This is a genomic window from Mesobacillus maritimus, from assembly GCF_044803185.1.
Classification (GTDB): domain Bacteria; phylum Bacillota; class Bacilli; order Bacillales; family Cytobacillaceae; genus Mesobacillus_B; species Mesobacillus_B maritimus_B.
On the sequence record NZ_CP085225.1, the window covers coordinates 1,618,080 to 1,641,918 of the forward strand.

Below are 23,839 nucleotides of genomic sequence, written 5' to 3' on the forward strand. Positions count from 1 at the left end.
AAATGTCAAATTTAATGGTGAAAAATAAGCCGGTATTTATCTCTGAGCCATGGCGGATGCTATTGTTTTTGTTATTGGCTCAGCTCTTGGTGGCCTTTGTTGGACGGAGCATTGGGCCGCTCGGAGTGCTGATTGGCGAGGATCTATCGTTAAATAAATCGCAAATTGGAATGTTGCCGGCGGCTCTCTTTTTAGGTCAGGCGTTTGCTTCCGTTCCGGCCGGGTTTTTAACAGACCGATTTGGTTCCCGGAAACTATTGGTCATCGCTGCTTTTTTCCTTGGTCTTGGTTTTTTGGTGATGACGTTCCTAGGACAATTTTGGGCTGTGCTTCTCCTTGTCATGCTAGGCGGCATCGGCTATGGTTCCATGCATCCGATTACCAACCGGGGGATTATCGTTTGGTTTCCTTTAAATCAGCGAGGAACCGCCATGGGAATTAAGCAAACGGGAGTAACAGCTGGCTCAGCTCTTGCTGGCTTAATTTTACTTCCACTTGGGGCTGTTTATGGCTGGCGCACAGTAGTATTAGGTGCCTGTATTCTTTTGCTCATAAGTGGCATTGTTTCATACATGTTATATCGCGATCCTCCTGGTCAAGCAAAATCTGACAATCGGGGCGGTCTCGTTTCCTTTTATAAATCCATGTTTAATATGGTAAAAAATAAATCGCTGATGCTCGTCAGTATTAGTGCCATGGGTTTAAACGGTTCACAAATGTGCTTAAATACCTACCTTGTTCTGTTTGTCTATGAAAAGTTTGGCATTTCATTGGTTCTTTCCGGGATTCTTTTTGTCATTTCGGAAGTGAGCGGGACATTTGGCCGAATTGCTTGGGGCATGATCAGTGATTTCTTATTTAAGGGAAACCGCATTGTGATTTTACTGATCATTACTGTACTAACAGCGATATCAAGCTTAACGATTGCTTTGATTCCAAGCGCCACCTTCTGGATGCTGGTTCCAATCGTCATTGTCTTTGGTTTTTCTGTGTCTGGTTTTAATGGCATTTGGATGAATCTTGCTAGTGAAATTGTTCCTCCGGAGCAGGCGGGGATATCGAGTGGTGTAAGTATTACTTTTGGTTCGATAGGGGTTATGCTTGTTCCACCGATTTTTGGTTTGATGGTCGATCAGACGGGCAGCTTTACATATGGTTGGCTGTTCATTACGATGCTGATGGTTGTGGTGTTTTTCATGCTTTCTTATTTAGCGATCATTAGTAAAAGGGAAAGTAAAATGGGATAGAAGATCAATTATAGAAGGGAGATTTCAGAAAATGGACTTTAATCCCGCAGAGTTAAGCGAAAAAGAGGTATATAAATTGTTAAGTGGCTCCGTTGTTCCCAGGCCGATTGCTTGGGTGTCAACCATTTCAGAATCCGGTGCCCTGAATTTGGCGCCTTTTAGTTTTTTTACGGTTGCATCGCGTAACCCGCCCATGCTTTGTATTTCGGTCGGGCCAGGGGTTGGCGAAAGAGAAGGGACGGAAAAGGATACATTGGTCAATATCCGTTCGCAAAAAGAGTTCGTCATCAATGTTGTAACCGTTGAGCTTGGAGATCCAATGCAAAAAAGCTCAGAAAATCTACCCGCGGAAATAAATGAGTTCCAAGCGGCAGGCTTGACACCCATTGACAGCCACATCGTTTCCGCTAAGCGGGTAAAAGAGGCCCCGATCCAAATGGAGTGCAAACTTGAACAAATCATCCAACTTGGAACCGATCACTTAATTATTGGCCGGATGGTCCATTATCATATTCAAAACGAGTATTATCTTGGGAATTATAAAATAAATCTGGAGAAACTGGACCCATTAGGGAGACTAGCCGGAAGTTTTAGCGAAATGAAGGGATTATTTCAGTTGCCTAGGTAGGTGTCACTGTGACGGCCGACCACCGGTATCTTTAAGTAAAAACGAGTTTAATTACGAAAAGATAAACACTCACAAATGTTGATGCTTCAATGTTTGTGGGTGTTTTTTGTTTTGTCGGAAAGAGGACGGTAAAGGAATGAGAAAGAGGGACAGGTACCTTGTCCCAGCTTGTCTTAGCAGATTCCGTCACTAGGAACGAATCATGGATTACGCTCTAAGTTACTCTATTAATGAGAGAAGAGCTGCCCACTAATTAGTAGGTGGCTTTATTATGGTGGTCATTTTTTAAATGTTACGGAGTGAGAACAGTTAGGGATTTATATGAGGGTACTGGGACAGTAAACCTGTCCCTATGTCCCACAACTGAAGAAAGCGCCATCTTTGAAAAAAAGGTGACAATTTGTGGTTTTCTTTATTTATTCACAGGATTGAAACATCAATTACGAGCAATCACACCTACAATTAAAAAAAGCGGATAATAGGGTAAATCTTTTATTAAATAAAATAAAGGAAGATTGCTAATGTTACGATCGAAAAGAAATCTCAAGCTACAGACAAAAGTCATAATTCTTGTATGCGGAGTATGTATTCTATGTCTATTGGTGACAAACTATTTTATACAAAAGAATGTGGAGGAAACCATTGTTGGAAACATTGAAGAAAAGGCACGGAATATGTCTAGAACGGCCGCTCTATCCCCAATTTTTAATTCTGGACTGAGTGGGGAAATATCAGAAGATAAAATCCAGCAATATGCAGAAGAGTTACGTAAAGCAACGAATGTTGCTTTCATCGTGGTCCTTGATATGGAGGGAATAAGAAAATCTCATCCACTACCAGAGAAGATTGGTCAAAAATACGCTGGTGGAGATGCAGGGAAGGTTTTCGAAGGGGAAGAGCATACGTCTATAGCTAAAGGGACATTGGGGATGTCACTACGGTATTTCACTCCTGTTTATAATGAAGAAGGGGAGCAAATTGGTGCTATTTTAGTAGGTTTTTTGCTAGATGAGGTACAGAAAAAAGTAAACGAAAGCCGTGCTGTCATTTTAGGAAGTATGCTCCTAGGAATGGTTGTTGGTCTAATAGGTGCCATTCTGATGGCGAAAAAAGTAAAGAAAATCTTATTTGGTATGGAACCAGACGAGATTTCTAAATTACTTGAACAGAGGAGCGCAATCCTTGATTACGCACGAGAAGGGGTGTTAGCTGTAGATCGTTCCTCACGAATTACCCTCTTAAATCAGGAAGGCTCAAGGTTAGTAAAAAACATTGGTATCACTAATCCAATGGAAAAAAAAGCAGAAGATATCCTCCCACAAATCCCTTTCATGTCAGTTATGAAGACAGGGGATAAGGAGCTTGACCAAGAATATTCATTAAATGGGTTGGATGTAGTCGCAAACATTTTGCCGATTTACGTAAATCAAGAAATCGTTGGTGCAGTGGCCACATTCAGAGATAAAACGGAAATCCGGCAGATGACTGAGCAACTAACTGGAGTAAAAGCCTATGCGGAAGCCCTTCGTTCTCAAACCCATGAGTTTATGAATAAACTCCATGTGATTCTAGGTATGGTGCAGTTAGAGTTTTATGATCAAATACCGGATTATGTAAAAGGGATAACGGATAGGTTTCAGTCTGAGGTCGGATATATTACCTCTAGAATTAAAGACCCAGTACTTGCGGGGTTTATTTTGGGGAAGGTGAGTTTTTCAAGAGAAAAGGGAGCGAAACTGAACTTTTCCGAAGACTCCTACCTGCCTAAGTCCCAAAACAAGGCTATGGTCCAGGATCTAGTTACCATCTTGGGGAACTTGATCGATAATTCGGTTGACGCCGTTCAAGGGAGCCAAGAGAAGAGAATCGAATTGGAGATTAAGCAAACAGAAGATGGCCTTTTGGCCATTAGGATATCCGATACCGGGAAAGGCATAGAACAGGATTATATAGAAAAAGTTTTTGTAAAAGGTTTTTCAACGAAAGGGGAAAACCGCGGGATTGGACTTCATCTCGTTCAAAATGTTATTAAAAAGTTAGGTGGACGATTATCCATTCATTCTGACGTAGATAATGGAACGGAAATATGTATTGATATTCCATATGAGGTACAGGGGGAATAAATCTTGATACGCACACTTATTGTGGAAGACGATCCAATGGTAGCAGAATTAAACCGACGATATCTTGAAAAAGTTCAGGGATTTGAATTAACAGGAGTCTTTTCGAATGTTGAATCAGCCCTACCGGTTATTGAAAGGGAACAAATCGATTTGATTCTTCTTGATGTATATATGCCCGGAGACAATGGCTGGAGTCTCTTGTCTAAAATTCGTTGGCTCGGGAAGGAAATCGATATCATTCTCATTACGGCAGCATGTGATAAAGAAAGTATCAAGAAAGGTCTTCGATTTGGGGCCGTCGACTATTTAATTAAGCCATTTGAGTTTAAGAGATTTGAAGAAGCGCTGGTTTCGTACCGGGAAGACCAGTTAAGAATGGATTATCAGGAGCGTTTAGACCAAAGTGTAGTCGACCAATTGCTACTTCATAAGGAACAGAAGCCAGTAGCAGTCACCGAACTTCCTAAGGGCGTTTCAAAGGATACGATGAAAAAAGTGTGGGATCATTTAACCGAAATAAAGAAAGGTAATTTTTCCACCGAAGAATTAGCCTGTAAAGTAGGGATTTCTAGGGTCTCGATGCGCAAATACGTAAACTTTTTAGTGGATATAAATATATTAGAAACTGAAGTAGCATATGGAACGGTAGGCAGACCGGTTTTAATGCACCGAATTGTTCATTTAAATCAAGAAATCATTCATAATTATATAGATGTATAACGGTAGGGCAGAGATTTTTTCTCTGTCTTTTTTTTGCTTTTTTGGAGGATTCACTCTAAAAGATGTACCTGTAATTACATAAATTACAAAACTCTTTAAGAATTTTCGAATACTATTTTTGATTGAAGTCATCTAGTATTCTACAAATGTAAAGAACGAAAGCTCAACTTTTAAACAAGAAACCTGATAGGGGGAGAGAAAGGAATATAGCTTAAAGGGAAATGAATACATTTGTTTCGAAGCTTCTAATTTAAAAATTAGCGGCAATTTTATTGATTATATTTGTGAATACATTCACAATGTGAACGTTTTGTGAACGAATGTGATTAAAATTATAACCTTAAAGGAGTGATAGAAATGGGAGCTGCACGAAAGCTTGAAAACTACAAAAGTGGAGCTGGGAAACAGGATCAAAAACCTCCACAAGTGAGAGAGAGCAAAGAAGTAAATTTTGTTGCCTTATTCATTACATTAGCGGTTGGTGTAATCATTTGGTTTATTGGTGCACCGGCAGGATTAGATGAAAAGGCTTGGCACTTATTCGCAATCTTTGTTGCAACGATTGTTGGATTAATTATTAAACCGATGCCAATGGGAGGGGTTGCAGTCCTTTCAATAACGGCGGTTGTGTTAACTGGAACCTTGGAATTGCAGGATGCACTAAGCGGTTTTCAAAATACAACCATTTGGTTGATCGTCATTGCATTCTTTATCTCTCGCGGATTTATTAAGACGGGTTTAGGAAACCGAGTAGCTTATATGTTTGTAAAAAAATTCGGGAAGAAAACGTTAGGACTTTCTTATTCCTTACTGGTAAGTGACTTACTTCTTTCACCAGCAATGCCAAGTAACACGGCACGTGGTGGTGGGATAATTTTCCCGATTATTCGATCGCTATCACAAACTTTTGGTTCAGATCCAGAAAATGGAACAGAAAAGAAGATTGGGTCATTTTTAACGAAGACTGCTTTCCAAGGGAATATGATTACTTCTGCCATGTTTATGACAGCAATGGCAGCAAATCCTCTAGCTGCATCAATAGCTGGTGATGCGGGTGTAAATATAACGTGGACTGGATGGGCAGTTGCTGCGCTCGTACCTGGACTAGTAAGTTTATTGGTTATTCCCTATTTCATCTATAAAGTCTATCCACCAGAAATTAAAGAAACACCTGCAGCCGCAGAAATTGCCACTCAAAAATTAAAGGAAATGGGACCGTTAAAGAAATCAGAGTGGAGCATGATTAGTGTATTCCTATTAATTTTAGGTCTCTGGATATTTGGAGAAAAGATTTCGATTAGTGCAACCACGACAGCATTAATTGGTTTATCCGTTTTATTATTAACATCCGTTTTATCTTGGAATGATATTAAAAAAGAAGAAGGCGCGTGGGATACATTAGTATGGTTTGCTGCTTTAGTAATGATGGCTTCTTTCTTAAACACACTTGGAATGATTCCTTGGTTTAGTGATTTAATGGGTGGAGCTGTAAGCGGAATGTCATGGGTTTGGGCTCTTGGAGCATTAGCTCTTATCTATTTCTATTCTCATTACTTCTTTGCAAGTAGTACAGCACATGTTAGTGCCATGTATGCAGCATTTTTAGCAGTAGCGATTGCAGCAGGAGCACCGCCAATGTTAACTGCTTTAATCCTTGGATTCTTCGGTAACTTATTTGGATGTATTACACATTATGGTAGTGGACCTGCCCCTGTATTTTTTGGATCAGGTTATGTTTCACAAAATAAATGGTGGGGAATAGGCTTTGCCATTTCAGTTCTTCACATCTTAATCTGGGGCATTGTTGGTGGACTTTGGTGGAAAGTACTTGGTTTATGGTAAACAAAAGTCACACTAAAACCTTTTCTGTAAGCCATTGGGTATGGTTGGCAGATTACTAGAATAATAGGAGGAATGAAGTTGAAATCTATTTGCTGTAATTCCGAACTAGTAAAAAGTACGGTTATTGATTATTTCCATGGTGCGGATGATGAATTTGAATTGAAAATCCCAGTTATGAAATGTAGTGGTTGTGGAGGCTATGATTTACCTACATTTAGTGGTGTAAAACAACATAAAGAGAGTTCTAAAGCTAGCTAGAGACTATTAGGAGGGTTATAGATGAGAGAGATATCAGTAGAACAAATTACCCAAGCTGTGAAAGGCTTAAGCATAGAAGCTGCATGTGATTTACCAAAGGATGTAGAAAAACTTATTAGACAAGCTGTTGATAAAGAAGAATCACAATTCGGTCGCTATAGCTTAGAGAAAATTGTGAAGAACGTTGAGTTGGCTCGTGCTGAACACGCGCCAATGTGTCAGGATACAGGAATCGTTGTCGTGTTTGCTGAAGTAGGTCAGGATGTTCACATTGTTGGTGGAAATCTGAATGATGCAATTAATGAAGGAATTCGCCAAGGCTATCAAGAGGGCTATCTTCGTAAATCAGTTGTTGAAGATCCAGTCCTGAATCGTAAAAATACCGGAGATAATACACCGGCTGTTATTTATACAGAGCTTGTTCCGGGGGATCAAATAAAAATTCAAGTTCTTCCTAAAGGGGCTGGAAGTGAAAACATGGGGGCATTAAAAATGCTCAAGCCAGCAGAAGGCTTAGAAGGCGTGAAAGACTTTATTATACAAGCCGTTACACAAGCGGGTGGAAACCCTTGCCCACCAGTTATCGTTGGTGTTGGAATTGGCGGTACGATGGATAAAAGTACTCTTCTTGCTAAAAAGGCACTTGCTCGTGAAGCGGGGTCACCACATCCTAATCCAGCCTATCAAGCACTTGAGGAAGAGCTTTTAGTTGAAATCAATAAATTAGGGATTGGACCTCAAGGGTTTGGCGGAAAAGTGACGGCGTTAGCGGTTCATATCGAAACTTACCCTACACATATTGCAACGTTGCCAGTGGCGGTTTGTCTGAACTGTCATGCGGCAAGACATAAGGAAGCAGTACTTTAAAAAGGAGTGGAGACCAATGTCAACGATTAAAAAACTAACAACCCCTTTAACGGACCAACAAGTAAAAGATTTAAAGGCAGGCGATCAAGTATCCATTTCTGGTGTTATTTATACAGCACGTGATGCCGCCCATAAACTTTTGACAGAATCGATTAAAAAAGGTGAAGAGTTACCGGTTGATTTTAAAAATCAAATTATTTACTATGCAGGACCAACACCTGCAAAACCAGGGAAAGTAATTGGTTCTTGTGGACCTACAACGAGTGGTCGTATGGATGCTTATTCGCCAACGATGATGGAACAAGGCTTAAAAGGAATGATTGGCAAGGGACCTCGTAGTAAAGAAGTTGTTGAATCCATGATTGCTAATAATGTTGTTTACTTTGCAGCGATTGGTGGTGCAGCGGCCTTGATTGCAGACTCAGTAAAAGAAGCAGAGGTTGTTGCATTTGATGAGCTAGGACCAGAAGCGATTCGCCGACTAGTAGTAGAGGATTATCCTTGTATCGTGGCGATAGATTCCGAAGGTAATAATTTATATGAGTTGGGTGTTCAACAATATAAAGTGGTCGATTGATACAGCATAGATTAGGAGGGAAATTCCCGATGTTGAAATTTGATGTAGTTGTAGTAGGGGCTGGTGGTGCAGGAATGATGGCTGCACTAAATGCCAGTGAAGGCAAGGATTTAAATGTTGCTGTGCTAAGTAAAATATTTCCGACTCGCTCACACACAGGGGCAGCGCAGGGTGGAATTAACGCAGCAATGGCTTACAGAGATGCTAACGATTCAACCGAAAGCCATTTTAGAGATACAGTAAAAGGCAGTGACTTTTTGGCAGACCAAGATGCAGTGGAGTTTTTTACATCGAATATGCCGTCGATTATTTCTGAACTAGATTATTATGGGGTGCCATTTTCAAGAGACGAAAATGGCCACGTTGCTCAACGTCCCTTTGGTGGAGCATCAAGCCCAAGAACATGTTACTCCGCTGATAAAACAGGGCACGTAATTTTACACGCATTATATGAACAATGCCTTAAAAATAAGGTTCAATTTTTAAATGAGTGGTTTTTACTTTCTGTTGTGGTGGACAACGGGAATTTTGAAGGCCTCGTCGCCATGGATATTCGTAGTGGGGAAATTCAATCGATTCAGGCAAAATCAGTTGTTATCGCATCGGGTGGTTTTGGAAGAATTTATTGGAGCAGAACGACGAATGCCATCAATATGACCGGTGATGGAACAGCAGCTTGTTTCGAAGCGGGCATTCCACTTAAGGACCCAGAATTTATTCAATTTCACCCAACCGGTTTAGCTCAAACGGGTGTACTGCTTTCGGAGGCATGCCGTGGTGAAGGTGGTTACTTGTTAAATAAAGATGGTGAGCGTTTTATGGCACGGTATGCTCCTGAAAAAATGGAGCTAGGCCCACGTGACTTAGTTTCTAGATCGATAGAAACCGAGATTAAAGAAGGCCGGGGATTTGGAGAAGGAATGACTTCTTATGTTCTGATGGATTTACGCCATCTGGGTGAAAAGAAGATCATAGAACGTCTTCCACAGGTACGTGAGTTAGCGATGGAATTTGAGGGAGTTGACCTTATCAAAGAACCTGTTCCCATTCGTCCAAGCTGCCACTATACAATGGGAGGCATCCATGTTTCAGACTTTAAGACATGTAGTACCCCGATTGATGGAATTCATGCTGCTGGAGAATGCTGTTCCGTTTCCATTCATGGTGCGAATCGCTTAGGTGGAAACTCAGTAGCAGATGTTGTGTTGTTTGGTAAATATGCTGGATTAGGAGCTAAGGAATCAGCAAAGCGACGCACATTTGGCAGTACTAAAAAGCTTGAACAAGTAGCGACAGATTGGATGGCCAAATTTAAAACCATTCGTGAGAAGAAGACAGGTATCAGTATGTTTGAGATTCGGAATCGATTGGCTGAAACGATGTGGTATAACGTCGGGATATTCCGTACAGAGTCAGAAATGGAAAAGGCTCTTGAAACGGTGGATGAACTACTTGAGCAATATAAAGATGCTTATGCAGGAGACCCTTCCGAAACATACAATATGGCATTCATCAATTATATCGAGATTGGCAATATTTTAAAGCTTGCTAGGGCAGTAACGATGGGCGCGCTGAACAGGCAGGAAAGCAGAGGCTCACATTCAAGGGCTGATTATCCGACTCGTAATGATGAAAAATTCCTTAAACACACGTTAATCTATAAAAATGGAGACAAGTATCGTTTAGAGTATGCACCGGTCACGATTACAAAATATCAACCGGAGGAGAGAAAGTACTAATGGAAAGATTACAATGTAAGATAAAAAGATTTGATGGCAAACATGAATATTACCAAAATTATGAAGTCCCCTATGAAGAGGGCAAAACGATTCTATGGCTTTTGACAAAGATTCGCGAGGAACAAGATCCAACGTTAAACTTTACCTCAGCATGCCGCCATGCTATTTGTGGAAGCTGTGCGGTCCAAATTAATGGAAGTGCATTTCTCGCATGTAATTCGTCTCTCGATGAGGTACTTGAGACGTTTAATACGATGAAGTTAACGTTTGAACCATTAAAGAACTTTGATGTTGTGAAGGATTTGGTTATCGTTTGGGAACCAAAAATGGAAAAAATGGAACAGGTCAAGCCATGGCTCATTCCTTCCGAAGAAGGAACGAAGGAAACTGGTTTTATCCAAAGCGAGGACGACTACCACCAAATTGCGGCGCCAACAGATTGTATTTTATGTGGTGTTTGTGCTTCAGAGTGTAATCAGCTAGCGGTTAATGATGGAACGTATCTCGATCCGTTTATTTTAAACAGGGCTTATCGTTTTACGGTTGATTCCCGCGATGGCTCACCTGAAGAGCATATTCGCCCCGTGTATGAAAATGAACTTTGGAAATGCCTACATTGTATGCAATGTGTAACGAAGTGTCCAAAAGGGATTCCACTAACCGACCAAATTGCCTACTTAAGGCAAGAATCGATTCGAATGGGAGAAGTGAAAAACCAAGGTGCGAAACACGCCTTTGCCTTCCATGACGATGTAAAAAACAAGGGGCGCCTAAACGAAGTGATGCTACCAATTAAAACAGACGGGTTAGTGAACACGGCGATGCGAAAGGTTCCTTTTGCTTTAAGAATGATTAAAAAAGGAAAAATTAATCCATTCCATATGCCAAAAGAAGTTGAAGGCATTAGAGGGGTAAGGGAGCTCTATAAATACGCACAGGAGGTTGGCAAGTAATGAGATATGCATTTTTCCCAGGGTGTACACTTGAATCGGCAGCTGAAGAATTGATGATTTCAACAAAGAAGGTGGCAGCGGCATTAGGGATTGAGTTAATTGAACTTGATGGTTGGACTTGTTGCGGCGCAAGCCATATTCAAGATGTCAGTGACTTGCTGGCCACTTCCATCAATGCTCGAAATATCTCCTTAGCTGAAGACCTTAAGGTGGATAAATTATTAACCGTGTGCAACACATGTACGTTAATGCTTCGAACAGCAAAGCTTAAGATGGATAAAAATGAAAAAATGAGAAACCAAGTAAACGAAGGACTGAATCGTGCTGGCCTTGAATACAAAGGCACCGTCGAAGTGACTCATTTGCTATGGGCTTTAATAGAAGACTATGGTCTTGAAAATCTTCGTAAATTGGTTCGTCGTCCGCTTACAGGGTTAAAAGTAGCCAATTTCTATGGGTGCCACATTTTAATGCCTCCTAATGTGATGGGGTTTGAAAATCATATGAATCCTCAGTCAATGGAAATGGTCGCGGAAGTATTAGGAGCAGAAAGTGTTGATTTCGATCAGCGCCTTGCTTGCTGTGGTTTCCATGCTGTTTTTCCAGCTGAAAAGGAAGTGCTAGATTTAACAGGGAAAAACTGCCTATCACCGAAAAACTCCGGTGCCGATTGTATCGTCACACCTTGTCCATTGTGTCAAATGCAATTGGATGCATATCAGCCGGATGCTCAGAAAGGGTTTAAGGAAGATATTACGATGCCTATTCTGCACTTGCCGCAGTTGATAGGGCTAGCCCTTGGCTTCTCCCCTGAGGAATTAGCCATTCAACGACATGTAGTAGACGCGATACCGGTCCTTAAGGAGAGTCTTGTAACGGTTTAAGAGGAGGCATACCATGCAGTATCTTTATGAGAAAAGAGCAAAAATGGTAGGGAATATTGACAAAGGTCTGCTGTGGCTTCTGAATGTACATGATGATTGGATTCACGACCAATATGGTGAAAGTCATATCTATTACGGAACCATCTATTCAAGTAAAGGGCCGTTTCACCCATTATCAACCACCATTACTGGCTATTTTCAGGATAGCGATTCATCAAGATGGCTGAAAGTAAAAAACGGAGTTGCAAGAATCCATGACGAAAACAACCAGACTGCTTGGAAAGGCCAAATCGACGACTTTCTAAAGGTGACCTTTAAAACAGGAGTTTATAAATCAATCACCAATCGCTCATTATTATTGAACACTCATCACTATTCATCAAAGACAGTTTCTAAGTGAACTGTCTTTTTTATTATCAGAAAATGGGGGGTATTTCCATTTTTTGGTTTGTGCTTTATCTTCACCTCATAAAAAAGTAGAAAAATATTTAATTGCAATATATACAGAGAGAGGCGAGGGCGCAATCCAGATTCTGGATGGTCCCTGTCGCCTTTGTTTGTTACTTTACGAGAAATACTGACAGATGGAAAGATTGAGCGCATTTTTCAGCTCTTTCACTCGGGGGATCTTGTTTCTGATTCCAGCGGCTTTATCGCGGTGGTCACTTTAAAAATGTTACGGAGTGAGAATGGATAGGAGTTATATGAGGGTACTGGGACAGTAAACCTGTCCCTATGTCCCCTTGAAGTATGTTAAATTAGAAATAGAAATGTAGTAGGAGGTGCTATTTTGACAGAAAAAAGTTTATTGGTTTGTGAAAAAGGACATACGTATTATAAAAGTAGTGATTGTCGTAGTTGCCCCACTTGTAATAAAGAGAATAAACCTGAAAGTGGCTTTCTATCGAAACTGAGTTCGCCTGCTCGAAATGCCTTAATTCATGAAGGCATTGATACTCTGGATAAACTCTCAAAGTACACCGAAAAAGAAATACTAAACCTTCATGGCATTGGACCTGCTTCCTTACCAACAATGAGGACTTCATTAGAAGAAGAAGGTTTATCATTTAAGGAATAATATTGTAGATTGTAAATAATGGACGAATAGTAAACCTGCTAATGTTTGTCAATCTTGTTCATTCAATAATCACCGGGCGTGCCAGGCACTAGAAAGTAAGGAGGATCAAATGATGAATACATATGGAACACTACATAAGACAAATGGTCGTTATGCTTTAAGGTTTGAACGCTTTTTCTCTTTTACCCCCGAAGATGTTTTCCAAGACATTACGAATCCTAGTTCCTTCTCGCAATGGTATCCTTTCGCAACAGGGGAGATGGAACTTAGAACGGGAGGAAAGATTTACTTTGATGACGGTGAAGGTTCAACCTATGAAGGGATTATAACTGAATTCATCAAACCCCATACCTTTGAATTCCGTGAGGTCAATGACCTGCTACAAATTTCATTACAAGAAGAGAATGAAGGATGCAGAATGGTGTTTACTCACACATTTGACGAAGTGGAAATGGCGATGTATGTGGCGGCAGGATGGCATAGATGTTTGGATGCACTTCAACAGTTAGTGAACGGACAACCAGTTAAATGGGAAGATAATGCAGCTGAGTTAAGGGCGTTTTATAAAGAAGCATTTGATTTGAAATAAAAAGAAAAATAAGGAAGGATGTAACATGACCAAACATAAGATTTATTCAATGAGTGTCGGAAAAGTCTATCCCCTTTATGTAACCAAGGCGGAGAAAAAAGGACGGACGAAGAAAGAAGTCGATGAAATCATCCGTTGGTTAACAGGTTATAGCCAGGAAGAGTTAGAAGCTCAACTGGAAAAACAGGCAGATTTTGAGACCTTCTTTGCAGAAGCTCCCCAACTAAATCCTTCGCGGGCATTAATCAAAGGTGTGATCTGCGGTGTCCGAGTGGAAGACATCGAAGAACCAACTATGCAGGAAATACGCTATTTGGATAAACTAATCGATGAGTTAGCTAAAGGAAAGGCGATGGAGAAGATTTTACGGACATCATCATAATAAAACAACGAAACACTGATTCATGCTGATTCCCGCATCTGGGATCGTGAGAGTCCGCTCTGATTGGTTGGGGGGCAGGTCAAGTTAAGCACCGTTCTGAAAAATAGAGGGAAAAATTTCTCTTAATTTGTAAATAGAACTGAAAATAGTTTAAATAGAGGGAGAAATTCCGCCTATTGACTTAAAAAAAGGTGAAAATAGCTAAATTGTTCTGTATAACCGGAAAAACTACCCTTATTTACCCCAGAACGAGCTTTATTCTGCAAATAACGGAAAAATCTCCGCTTATTTTACTATCACAGAACCACGTATGGTATCAAGGACGGCATTGAGGCTGAATATACACCGTGTATAGAAAGTGCCTGGAACCGTCCAGGTTTTCACGAAGAAAAAATGCCCGACCGATTTGGAAGGGCATCTTTGTTATTTTTGTTTTGCAATTTCTGCTCGATTAGGCGCAAGTGGAGGTTGTTCCAACCATTTATTTTTGACCATAATGTCAAACCAGTTTTTTGTTACCATAAGATTTTGTAAAATAATCGACTCATAAGTGGTCACAAGGTCTGTTCTCATGGATGAAGCAAGACCTGTCCCATGATAATTTTGTGCTGCTTGAAACAAAAATCCAATGTGATACATTAATAATCTGTCTGAAAATGGTGAGTCCGTTGATATTGAAACTTCTGTTTCTAAGGATTTAGGAACTGGTAAGTTATCAGCTTGCATTATTTTTGCTAAAGCTTTTATTTGTCCATCAGCCGTTTTCTCAGAATCCATTAAAAACTTTCTAACTTCTTTCGATTCTGCTATCTGGCTGAATGCAATGCAAAGGGTTTTAGTTAGAATATTTTTTTTGAGGTTAAAAGAAATACTAATGATTTCTGTCGCTGCAAGGGTTCTGACCTTACCAAAATAACCGTCTTTAAAATCTTTGCTTGAAATAAATTGAGGATGCTCATCTGCATAATATAATGGGTCTCTTTGAAAAAGTCCATTCTCTAGCAATAACTCAATCGTTTGATGATACATCTTTTTCGCATCATGATCGCATGAATCGTAAAAATCCCTTAAGTCTTTTCTTACCGAAATGCTGAAGGCGGTGATATGCCCTAATAGCCCATGTAAGGTGATGACGTGTAAATAATTCAAGCAGAAAGCATCTGTAAACAATCTCTGTTTTCCTAAATACAGGTCTGTTTCGTTAAATCCAATTGGAACAGGAAATCCCTCATTCTCCATAAAAGTCTTAATTTGTTGCTTTTGTTTTTCGAATGTCTGGATCGCATCATTAAAAGTAGCTTTTATTGCTTCATCCTCAATAATAGAGTACATATATTTAATGACTACGTCTGTTGCTGTTCCATTAACATATTCACCCCATAATGATCCTATTTCAGAAGATGTAAGTTTTAATTTTTCCATATCCTTCTCTTCACCTCCTCAGTATTATTTCCCGATTTCAATAGAGATATTAGTTTAAAGTAGAAGTGTCAGGCTACCTCCCAACCTGGATAGCGCCTGACACTTTTATTGTTCTATAATAAAAATGAATACAAAACGTGGAGGAATGACCCTTGATTATTGACAAACTCTCAAATGCTGCACTTTACAGCAACTTACATCCTAGATTGAAAAAAGGCTTTGATTTTTTACAAGAAAACGACTTAGCTGCATTAGAACAGGTACATACCAAATTGAAGACGACAACGTTTTTGTGATGATTCAGGAATATGATACGAAACGTCCTGAGCAATGTTTTTATGAAGCTCATTACCAATATACGGATATCCAATATATGATTCGTGGAGAAGAAAAGATGGGCTATACGAATGTAGCCAATAAGAAGGTCAAAAAAGCGGATAAGGAAAAAGACTTTATTGAGTTAACAGAAGTAAATGGAGACCTATTTCTTGTAACAGAAGGTTCGTTCGCTGTCTTTACACCGCAAGATGCCCATATGCCTGGGCATTGTGTTGATCAACCACGCGCGATTAAAAAGGCCGTTGTAAAGGTGTTAATGGATTAATGACCAAGGTTTACGATCAGACAATCGGACTGAGGTAAATCCCAATCTTCAGAAGTAAAAAAATAATAAAAAGTCTGTAGTTGTGACCAACTGCTGCAGCGATTGATTGGGCCAGAACAGGGTGTTCTGGCTTTTTTTTTTACAAAGGATGAGGAGTGGGGCATTAGTATCAAAAAATACTCAGCTATATTTGTTTGATTTAATTAACGATGAAAAACTATTCAAGAAGCGGAAAAAGTAAAAATGGAGATCACGGAGAATATTGCGAGCAAGCTCTTTTAACCCTATCTCCATTTGGGCTGAAAGGGTGGATCCTGATTGAATTCAATTTTAATGTTTTTATGCACCGTTTCCTATAAAGATCCGTCACTAGAAATTAGTTCATAGATTTACTCTCTAAATTATTATAATACGAGAGCAAAGCCGCTACTTATGAGTAAGCGGCTTTATTTTGGTGGTTATTTTTTAAAATTGGGATTTATATAAAAAACTATTCAAGAAGCGGAAAAAGTAAAAATGGAGATCACGGAGAATATTGCGAGCAAGCTCTTTTAACCCTATCTCCATTTGGGCTGATAGGCATACATAGGGTTCATGCTCTTTCCTCCAAAGTATGGTGCTGTTTTACCTTATCAATTTATGACAGTATAACTTGACACGTTCCGAGAGCCATAATCTGGATGGTACCTGACCTCTTTTTATTTCCAACAATTGCTGCCATTTGTGCTTGCGTTTAAAAGACATGATGAGAAAGAATGGCCAAAGGAAAACAACCTATGTTTCTTAGTGGAATATATCGTGGAACAAGATTCTTCGCGGCGTTCCTATGATAACTGGGATGGTAAAACCGTCCCCATGTATTCAATAGGACGTTGCAATAAATATCACATATAAAAGTATTAGTCCAAATCCAATTATATAAGCTAAAAAAACAGGGTTTAAAAGGACATGATGTCTTTGAATTTTTTCGTTAATTTCTTCGTCAAATTCACTTTGTCTAACATCAACCATTTTTCCTACTCTTAGAGTATAAATTAAACCGCCAACAATGATAAACAATATAAGGAATACAGACGTCATAATACTAAAACTAATCATAATAAACCACCTTTTTACTTTATTTTTTGGGAATATATCAATAAAAATTCATCAATTTTAATAAGCCCATTGCGAACAGTGCCTGGCACTGTTCGTAAAGAAATGTGAGGATGGTATAGATCCATTCCCATTTCTTTTTTTATGCTCTTTTTAAATAAATTCATAAATAATAAATGCGATTAAGATGTAAGAATAGTTCTGTTTACTTAATCAAAAACTTTACATAACTCTCTTTATTTAAAAAACCCCTATGCATACTGTTTATTTTACGCTGGTCCCACTGCTAGTTTCAGGAAAGGGTTTGTTATCATGGATTTTTTTAAGAGCCAGGAAACTCTTACCGCTATTGAATGGGCTCTCAGAGCTGTCGTAGCTTATTTCTTTTTGGTAGTTGTCGCAAGAGTGTTAGGACAGCGCGCCATCTCCCAGTTAAGGTTGCTTGATTTCGTCATGGCTTTAGTTATTGGAAATATCATTGCCCATCCTTTGTCAGACGAACAACTTGCACTGAAAGGTTCAGTCGTGACGACAACAGTATTGGTTTCCTTATATCTTTGCAGTCTATTTATGATTCTAAAATGGCCATTGGTTAGAAAACTCGTTAATTCTCAACCAATTCCTATTATTCAAGATGGAGAAATCATTTATAAAGGATTAAAAAAAGCCAGGATATCCATTGATGTTTTATTAGAAGAATTGCGAAAAGAAAAAGTTACAGGAATAGATAAAGTTGCATTGGCTTATTGGGAACCAGAAGGAAAAGTTTCATTTTTTCTGGACCCCAAGTACGAACCCATTACACCTGCAACCTATAAGATTGAAACCGAGCGCTTTGAATTGCCAAGGACAATCATTAAGGAAGGGAAAATTATTTTAAAAGAGTTGAATCAAACTCAAAAGAATGAAGGGTGGATTGTAAACATTTTAGAAAATGCTTATCAAACGGAGGTTAAAAACGTTCTGCTTGCCACTCTTGATAAGAAAGACAACTTAAAGGTTTTTATTTATAAGTAAAATCTCTAGGAAATCCTATTTAATAATCCTTTCTTGCACTCGTTTTATAAAACTTGAAAAAAGATTATAAAAAACACTATAAATGACACCTTTTATTGATAAAAAATCCCCTTAAAAAAGGGGATAACCAAATTTAAAATAAGCCTGCTTCCTTAGCAGCTTCAAAACTATCTCTAGCAAAATCAAAAGGGTCGCTCACTTTTTCCCAATGAATATACATTAACCGTGGTTCATCGAATAGCCAATGATTGTGAAGGGCAGTTACTATTATTCCTCGCTTTCTGAGTGCGGAGATAAAAGGATTTATTTCCTTTTGTAGGATAACAGTTTCACCTAAATTTAACGTTTTACCTCCTTGTGGATTTTCAAATGATAATGCAAATGGTAACGCCAATGGGGATACGGTTCTTCTATTTAAGATTTTTGCATCTATGTCTCTAAGGCGTGAAACTACGCATACTCCATTTGATACCTGAGCATTCCCACCTATTATTCTAGCTAATTTTTCACATCTTGATGCCATGTTTTTCACCTCCTTCCATCTAATTAATACATTATGTAAGAAGGTACAAGCTTGTTTAGATTTACACACACTTCGAACAAATTGTGCGTAATACCTGATGAGAGATTTGCTAGGGGTCTTATCCCTGGTTTGATCCTCTCTAACCACCGTTAATTTCAAATCATCACTCTATTTTTTAACTAAAATAAACACCCCAAAAGTTTAGAGTTTGACACTACTTAACAAACTTAAGAGCTGATAATTTGAAGGAATGTATTGTATTAATTTTTATGAAACGGAAATGAGAGACATCAAGATGATGAGACATAGTGAAGAACAACAAGAAAGAGCCTTGGATGCAATGCTCGATATTGAAGAGTTGAATCAACGGCGACATGATGAAGGCATGTATGAAAGAGCTTAAACCAACCAAATATTAAGGTATATTGAGAATAGAAAAAAAGTAAATGGATGATGGGACACAGCTCCACCATCCCATCTCCTTGTGTAAAGCCATTACCGAAATAAAGGTAATGGCTTCTTCTTTTGATATGTATCAATAATGTTCATAGTACACTGTTATTTTAGCTCCTTCTAGGACTAGAGGACATGCCTGTTGAACTGCACCCATCATTTGCTCATCCTGTTTTCCCCTATTTATTCCTACCGTCATTCTGGCGTCACTGTGAACGAACTCCGGAACCTGTCACTCCATCCCTTCGGAAGCACAAGAACCGTTCCCATGTTTCAAAAATAAATAACAGTTTGTTCATAGTTTGTTCATAGTTACCGACTAATCTTATACCTACCGACAACGCGTTGAAAATGGAAAAGGAGAAGAACTATGAATTTTATTAAACGTTCGTTTTTAAGTGTGAAAGCAAGGAAAGGGAAAAGCCTGCTGCAAGTTTTTGTTTTTTCCGTCATCTGTGTCCTAGTTCTGGCCGGACTATCCATCCAGACAGCGGCGGTAAAATCCGGTGACCTTGCTAGACAGAAGCTTGGAGCAGATGTCACCCTTCAGGTAGATATGGCAAAATTACGCGAGCAAATGCAGGCTGAGCAGGCATCTGGCGAGCGCCAGCGCTTCAAATCGGTCCCTATTCTTGAAGAGACAGCAAAGGAATTGACCACCTACGATCAAATTAAAGGGTATAATTTCTACTCATCCACCACTGGACTAGCCTCGGGTTTTGACCCAATCGAGAACGAGGAGACAGAAACAACGGAAGAGGGTACAAGTACTCAAGGTGAGGTACCAGGAGGCAGAATGGGTGGCGGAATGACCCAAGGCGATATCACCCTTCAAGGGGTAGCCTTTACAGATTCCACGACAGAATTTATGGACAGTACATCGACAATCGTAGATGGAGAGCATCTCACCGATGAGGATATCGGGAACAATGTTGCTCTTATTGAAAAGACTCTTGCCGAAGAAAATGACTTAAAGGTTGGTGACACCCTTACCGTCACGAACCCACAGGATGATTCTTTAACACTTGATCTTAAAATCAAGGGAATTTACGAAACAACCGCTACCGGCTCTGACCAAGCAATGAACTTTACAGCCATGATTCCTTATAACAAAATTTATGTCCCATATACATCTTCCTCTGTGTTAAAAGGCACTGATTATGAACGAACCATCGACAGTGCGACTTATTATATTGATGATCCTGCCGAAATGGAAAGCTTTGTCGCACAAGCGGAAAAAGAAAGCTCCATTGATTTTGACATCTTTACGCTTGATGCCAACGATCAGCTTTACCAGCAGATGGTCGGGCCCATCGAAAATGTAGCAAGCTTTTCGAATAATATCGTCTATCTCGTCTCGATTGCTGGTGCCATTATCCTTGGCCTGATTGTCATGATGTCAATCCGCGAACGAAAATATGAAATGGGCGTTTTATTAGCGCTCGGTGAACAGCGTTGGAAGCTAGCTGGACAATTTATCGTAGAAATCTTGCTAGTTGCAGTCCTCTCGCTCGGGATTGCAACCGTCAGTGGCAATGCCGTTGCTGATCAGGTCAGCAGCCAGCTCTTAAACCAGGAACTCGAGTCAGCTGAAACAACCGATACACCGGAATCATTTAGAGGCGGCCGATTTGGCGGCGGAATACAAGCGGCACAAACCCAGTCAGTTGAGGTAATCGAAGAGCTTGATGTTAGTGTAACTCCGGACGACCTGGGGCTGTTAGCGATGATTGGTCTGCTAATTGCCATCCTTTCCGCCCTTCTGCCGTCCTTGACTGTCCTTCGCCTTCAGCCTAAGACGATTCTTAGCAAGCAGGATTAATAGTAGAATAACAGGAGATGAGAAGATGAGCGCTTTACTTGAATTGCAAAATATCAGCTACTGGTACAAACACGAAAACAAGAAACACGACATTCTAAAAAAAATTAATGTAGGCTTTGAGCGAGGAACTTTTTATACAATTGTTGGCCCATCGGGATCAGGGAAGACCACCTTCCTTGCCCTTGCCAGCGCGTTGGATGTGCCAAAGGAAGGAGCGGTTTTATATGAAGGGAAGGATATCAAAAAAATCGGGCTGACAAAGTTCCGTAACAAGTATGTATCGATTGTGTTCCAGGCGTACAACCTGCTTCCCTACATGACCGCTTTGCAGAATGTGACAACGGCAATGGAAATTACAGGCGCAAGCTATAAAAACAAGAAGGAATTTGCCTTGCAGATGCTCGAGCGGGTAGGCATTTCAGCCGAACAGGCGCACCAGAAGGTCCTTACGCTGAGCGGCGGCCAGCAGCAGCGGGTCTCGATTGCACGTGCACTCTCCTGTGATGCCGAGCTCATCGTAGCAGATGAGCCTACCGGAAATCTGGACGAAAACACAGCCCAGGAGATCGTGAATCTCCTGCAGGCTCTGGCTCACAAGGAAGGAAAATGCGTAATTGTCGTTACCCATGACCAAAATATCGCCAGTATGTCCGATGTAACCGTCAAGCTGTCAAAAGGCAGCCTCACCGTCTCTTCACAAGGAGTGCCGGTAAAGATTTAATTAAGCACTTTTAAAGACTGAACTAACTCTTGAGCGGGGGTCTGCCCCCGCGATATAGCGACATAGTCCCTTCTTGCAAGGAGGGTTTTGCTATATAATGGATATATCCTAAAAAGAGAAGTGCGTTAACACTTCTCCCTACAAGCTCTATCGTCATGATGACGGTTGTCAAAACTTATTTAGGCTGAAGGGGTAGTGTGTGTGAAATAACAGCACATCTATTTCGGAGAAACATTCTAATCAAGAACACCACCCCATGCTGTAGGAAGCAAAAAGGGTGGTTCTCGTACTCATTCGATAATAGGTTCTTGAAAAAGCTTATTGCGCAAATCGTGAGCTCCCTTGGTATTGTTAACATATGGGCCCACCCATTTTTATCACTTGGATATTCACTTTTAGAATTGCCTAGCCATCCGATAAGAATCCTACGACCTTTCCCATCCTCATACGTTTGCGGAGCAGGAGGTGATAACCATGGAAACATTTATTGAATGATTCGTGAAGTTTGAAAGACCTAAGAACTTCCTCTCAAGCATTAGAAAAAGAGATTCAGCTTATTTCGGGTTCATTTGAGATAGAATGTAAGATTCAAAATAAATTTACAATCAAGTTACAAAATGATGAAGGAGCAAACATTACCTTCTCGTCGAATGGAGAGGAGTATTGTTTAGACCGTTCAAACATGTCTGAGCTATATGCAGAGAGATTTGGAACAAAGAGATATGCAATTAGAAGAATGAAACCGAGCCAGCATTAGGATTTTTGTTGACCAATCTAGTATTGAAATATTTTGTGACAATGGTGAAACTATTTTCACTAGTCGATTTTTTATAAAAGATTTATCTTGTATAACAGTAAATGGAGTGAATGGAAAGCTTCACTATTTAGCTGGCCTACAATTAATGAATCAAACTGATTTCGAGAAAACTTTGGAGGGATAACCGGTGAAAAAAGGTGTTACAGCTCTTGGAGAGGCACTAATTATCGGGTTGTGCCTGTGCACCACAAGTTGAATGAGAAAATAGGTGTAGAGCACTTCTTTACTGGGAGTGTTTGTACATGTCATGTTATTCGTTATTCATGATTTAGCAAAGGTATATTCCAAAGTTATAACCCAATAAGAAAAAAGGTGAGGCCATTCAGAACCTACCGCATCAGATGAAGGAGAGCGATTACTCGGAAAGGAAAATAATGTAGGGAATCCCGATTGGTGTTCAAGAAATGCGATGCGATGATTCAACATATGTCAGATTGATTCGAGAAAGACGTCTTATACAAAGTTCCCCAAACTTGTATAAAACGTCTTTTTCTTTTTGCATTTATTAATATAAATAGGGGTGGTCAAAGATGACGCCCCCTACTCGATTAGTGAGATCAGAGTAACGTATAATTATAATCAATGTTTTATTGATTCATAGTTATCTTTGACTTTTCTTCTGATTTTGACATTAAAATGAAAACATAGCTTTCCGAAACAAACGATTTAAAAATTCGGTATATGGACTTTATTCAATTCACGTACTTTATCATACGAACCTAGTAGTTCTTCGGGTACCAAAGATCTCCCATAATCCCATGCGTTCGTTTCTATTTGAGTTTTAAGCTGTTCAATTTCTTCCTCTTCGCCGTACATAAGAGTTCGTAAGTCATACTTGTTTTTCTTATAATCTAGATAATAACCAATCTCATGATAAAGAAGCACTTTAATTAGATTTTCAGGGGTTTCTTTAATTTTAATACGACTTAAAAATCCATTCACATGAAGATAATTGAATTTTATGGTATTGGTGGAAACGTTAAAACTCATTGGTGCTACGATGTCATGATTAAACTCATAACTTAAGTTTAAATTAAGCTCAAGTAATGTGTTTTTTATAATTTTTTCGATATCTCTAATATAAAGCATTTGAATATTCACACCCTATTATCTTATTCAGTATTATATAAGTTTTAATAACTTTTACTATTTTATGTAGAAAAACAACATTAACAAGTATAGTATACGGGAAAAGCTAGAGGCAAAAAAGGGTATTACCTCTTATTAATAGCGTATCCTTTTACCTAACTAAACGCATCACGGATCGTTTTTTATGATATTGAATAAATGAGGCAATATATTGTATAGTAGTCTATGCTTTACTACTATAAATACCAATACTCCGTCTAAAAATGGCCCGGCCATTATCAATGAATTAGGGAAGATAAAGTAAGATTCCAAACAAAAAGCTGGCCTTTATTACATTAAATTTAATGTAGGAGAATCGTCTCCATGTCTCCCAGGATGTGCTAGGCACC

23 protein-coding genes and 2 pseudogenes are annotated in these 23,839 nt (G+C 39.5%); 21 read left to right on the top strand and 4 right to left on the bottom strand.

Annotation, left to right across the window (positions count from 1 at the left end; all coding sequences use genetic code 11):
- Positions 1-2 precede the first annotated feature (2 nt).
- The 15 genes from LG336_RS07720 (at position 3) to LG336_RS07790 (ending at position 13,887) form a co-directional block, all read left to right on the top strand.
- A complete protein-coding gene (locus tag LG336_RS07720; RefSeq protein WP_404331995.1) occupies positions 3-1,247 on the top strand; it encodes an MFS transporter in 1,245 nt (414 codons plus the stop codon).
- Between the two features lie 31 nt (positions 1,248-1,278).
- Positions 1,279-1,875, top strand: a complete 597-nt coding sequence (locus LG336_RS07725) for a flavin reductase family protein (protein ID WP_404331996.1) — start codon at positions 1,279-1,281, stop codon at positions 1,873-1,875.
- Positions 1,876-2,396: 521 nt separating this feature from the next.
- Complete coding sequence (gene dcuS, locus LG336_RS07730; protein WP_404331997.1) at positions 2,397-3,998, top strand: DcuS/MalK family sensor histidine kinase; 1,602 nt, start codon at positions 2,397-2,399, stop codon at positions 3,996-3,998.
- A gap of 3 nt (positions 3,999-4,001) precedes the next feature.
- Positions 4,002-4,718 (top strand): response regulator, encoded by a 717-nt coding sequence (locus LG336_RS07735; protein ID WP_404331998.1) that lies wholly within the window; start codon positions 4,002-4,004, stop codon positions 4,716-4,718.
- 357 nt (positions 4,719-5,075) lie between these two features.
- Positions 5,076-6,560: an anion permease gene (locus LG336_RS07740; protein ID WP_404331999.1), complete on the top strand. Its 1,485-nt coding sequence runs from the start codon at positions 5,076-5,078 to the stop codon at positions 6,558-6,560.
- Positions 6,561-6,638: 78 nt separating this feature from the next.
- Positions 6,639-6,818: a hypothetical protein gene (locus tag LG336_RS07745; protein ID WP_404332000.1), complete on the top strand. Its 180-nt coding sequence runs from the start codon at positions 6,639-6,641 to the stop codon at positions 6,816-6,818.
- A 21-nt stretch (positions 6,819-6,839) separates the two neighbouring features.
- Positions 6,840-7,685 (top strand): fumarate hydratase, encoded by an 846-nt coding sequence (locus tag LG336_RS07750; RefSeq protein ID WP_404332001.1) that lies wholly within the window; start codon positions 6,840-6,842, stop codon positions 7,683-7,685.
- A gap of 16 nt (positions 7,686-7,701) precedes the next feature.
- On the top strand, positions 7,702-8,262 hold the full coding sequence (locus LG336_RS07755) for a Fe-S-containing hydro-lyase (protein ID WP_404332002.1): 561 nt from the start codon (positions 7,702-7,704) through the stop codon (positions 8,260-8,262).
- Positions 8,263-8,291: 29 nt separating this feature from the next.
- Positions 8,292-10,001, top strand: a complete 1,710-nt coding sequence (locus LG336_RS07760) for an FAD-binding protein (protein WP_404332003.1) — start codon at positions 8,292-8,294, stop codon at positions 9,999-10,001.
- Entirely contained in the window at positions 10,001-10,954 is a 954-nt protein-coding gene (locus LG336_RS07765; RefSeq protein ID WP_404332004.1) for a succinate dehydrogenase/fumarate reductase iron-sulfur subunit, read from the top strand. Before LG336_RS07760 ends, LG336_RS07765 begins: the two co-directional genes overlap by 1 nt.
- Entirely contained in the window at positions 10,954-11,838 is an 885-nt protein-coding gene (locus LG336_RS07770) for a CoB--CoM heterodisulfide reductase iron-sulfur subunit B family protein (RefSeq protein ID WP_404332006.1), read from the top strand. The genes LG336_RS07765 and LG336_RS07770 overlap by 1 nt, the downstream gene beginning before the upstream one ends.
- 13 nt (positions 11,839-11,851) lie before the next feature.
- The gene (locus tag LG336_RS07775; RefSeq protein WP_404332007.1) at positions 11,852-12,238 is read left to right on the top strand and encodes a molecular chaperone GrpE; all 387 of its coding nucleotides are present in this window, start codon (positions 11,852-11,854) and stop codon (positions 12,236-12,238) included.
- A gap of 387 nt (positions 12,239-12,625) precedes the next feature.
- Entirely contained in the window at positions 12,626-12,916 is a 291-nt protein-coding gene (locus LG336_RS07780; RefSeq protein WP_404333114.1) for an RNA polymerase alpha subunit C-terminal domain-containing protein, read from the top strand.
- 109 nt (positions 12,917-13,025) lie between these two features.
- Entirely contained in the window at positions 13,026-13,505 is a 480-nt protein-coding gene (locus LG336_RS07785) for an SRPBCC family protein (RefSeq protein ID WP_404332008.1), read from the top strand.
- Positions 13,506-13,530: 25 nt separating this feature from the next.
- On the top strand, positions 13,531-13,887 hold the full coding sequence (locus tag LG336_RS07790; protein ID WP_404332009.1) for a DUF2200 domain-containing protein: 357 nt from the start codon (positions 13,531-13,533) through the stop codon (positions 13,885-13,887).
- Positions 13,888-14,310: 423 nt separating this feature from the next.
- Here LG336_RS07790 and LG336_RS07795 read toward each other — a convergent pair whose 3' ends face one another.
- Positions 14,311-15,309 carry a DUF3231 family protein gene (locus LG336_RS07795; protein WP_404332010.1) on the bottom strand — a complete coding sequence of 333 codons (999 nt, stop codon included), beginning with the start codon at positions 15,307-15,309 and terminating at the stop codon, positions 14,311-14,313.
- Between the two features lie 244 nt (positions 15,310-15,553).
- Here LG336_RS07795 and LG336_RS07800 point away from each other — a divergent pair.
- A pseudogene (locus LG336_RS07800) lies at positions 15,554-15,913 on the top strand (YhcH/YjgK/YiaL family protein); the annotation flags it as partial.
- A gap of 1,407 nt (positions 15,914-17,320) precedes the next feature.
- Entirely contained in the window at positions 17,321-18,025 is a 705-nt protein-coding gene (locus LG336_RS07805) for a DUF421 domain-containing protein (RefSeq protein ID WP_404332011.1), read from the top strand.
- A 133-nt stretch (positions 18,026-18,158) separates the two neighbouring features.
- Here LG336_RS07805 and LG336_RS07810 read toward each other — a convergent pair whose 3' ends face one another.
- Entirely contained in the window at positions 18,159-18,548 is a 390-nt protein-coding gene (locus LG336_RS07810) for a DUF1259 domain-containing protein (protein ID WP_404332012.1), read from the bottom strand.
- An 823-nt stretch (positions 18,549-19,371) separates the two neighbouring features.
- Between LG336_RS07810 and LG336_RS07815 the strand changes: the two genes are divergently transcribed.
- Positions 19,372-20,823: an ABC transporter permease gene (locus LG336_RS07815; RefSeq protein WP_404332013.1), complete on the top strand. Its 1,452-nt coding sequence runs from the start codon at positions 19,372-19,374 to the stop codon at positions 20,821-20,823.
- A gap of 25 nt (positions 20,824-20,848) precedes the next feature.
- On the top strand, positions 20,849-21,544 hold the full coding sequence (locus tag LG336_RS07820) for an ABC transporter ATP-binding protein (protein ID WP_404332014.1): 696 nt from the start codon (positions 20,849-20,851) through the stop codon (positions 21,542-21,544).
- 328 nt (positions 21,545-21,872) lie between these two features.
- On the opposite strand, the pseudogene LG336_RS07825 reads toward LG336_RS07820, so the two are convergent.
- A pseudogene (locus LG336_RS07825) lies at positions 21,873-22,045 on the bottom strand (sucrose-6-phosphate hydrolase); the annotation flags it as partial.
- Positions 22,046-22,049: 4 nt separating this feature from the next.
- On the opposite strand from LG336_RS07825, the gene LG336_RS07830 reads away from it, so the two are divergent.
- Together LG336_RS07830 and LG336_RS07835 are read left to right on the top strand one after the other, a co-directional pair.
- A complete protein-coding gene (locus LG336_RS07830; protein WP_404332015.1) occupies positions 22,050-22,301 on the top strand; it encodes a hypothetical protein in 252 nt (83 codons plus the stop codon).
- A 28-nt stretch (positions 22,302-22,329) separates the two neighbouring features.
- Complete coding sequence (locus LG336_RS07835; RefSeq protein ID WP_404333115.1) at positions 22,330-22,485, top strand: hypothetical protein; 156 nt, start codon at positions 22,330-22,332, stop codon at positions 22,483-22,485.
- 542 nt (positions 22,486-23,027) lie between these two features.
- On the opposite strand, the gene LG336_RS07840 is transcribed toward LG336_RS07835, so the two are convergent.
- Positions 23,028-23,450 (bottom strand): hypothetical protein, encoded by a 423-nt coding sequence (locus LG336_RS07840; RefSeq protein WP_404332016.1) that lies wholly within the window; start codon positions 23,448-23,450, stop codon positions 23,028-23,030.
- Between the last annotated feature and the right edge of the window lie 389 nt (positions 23,451-23,839).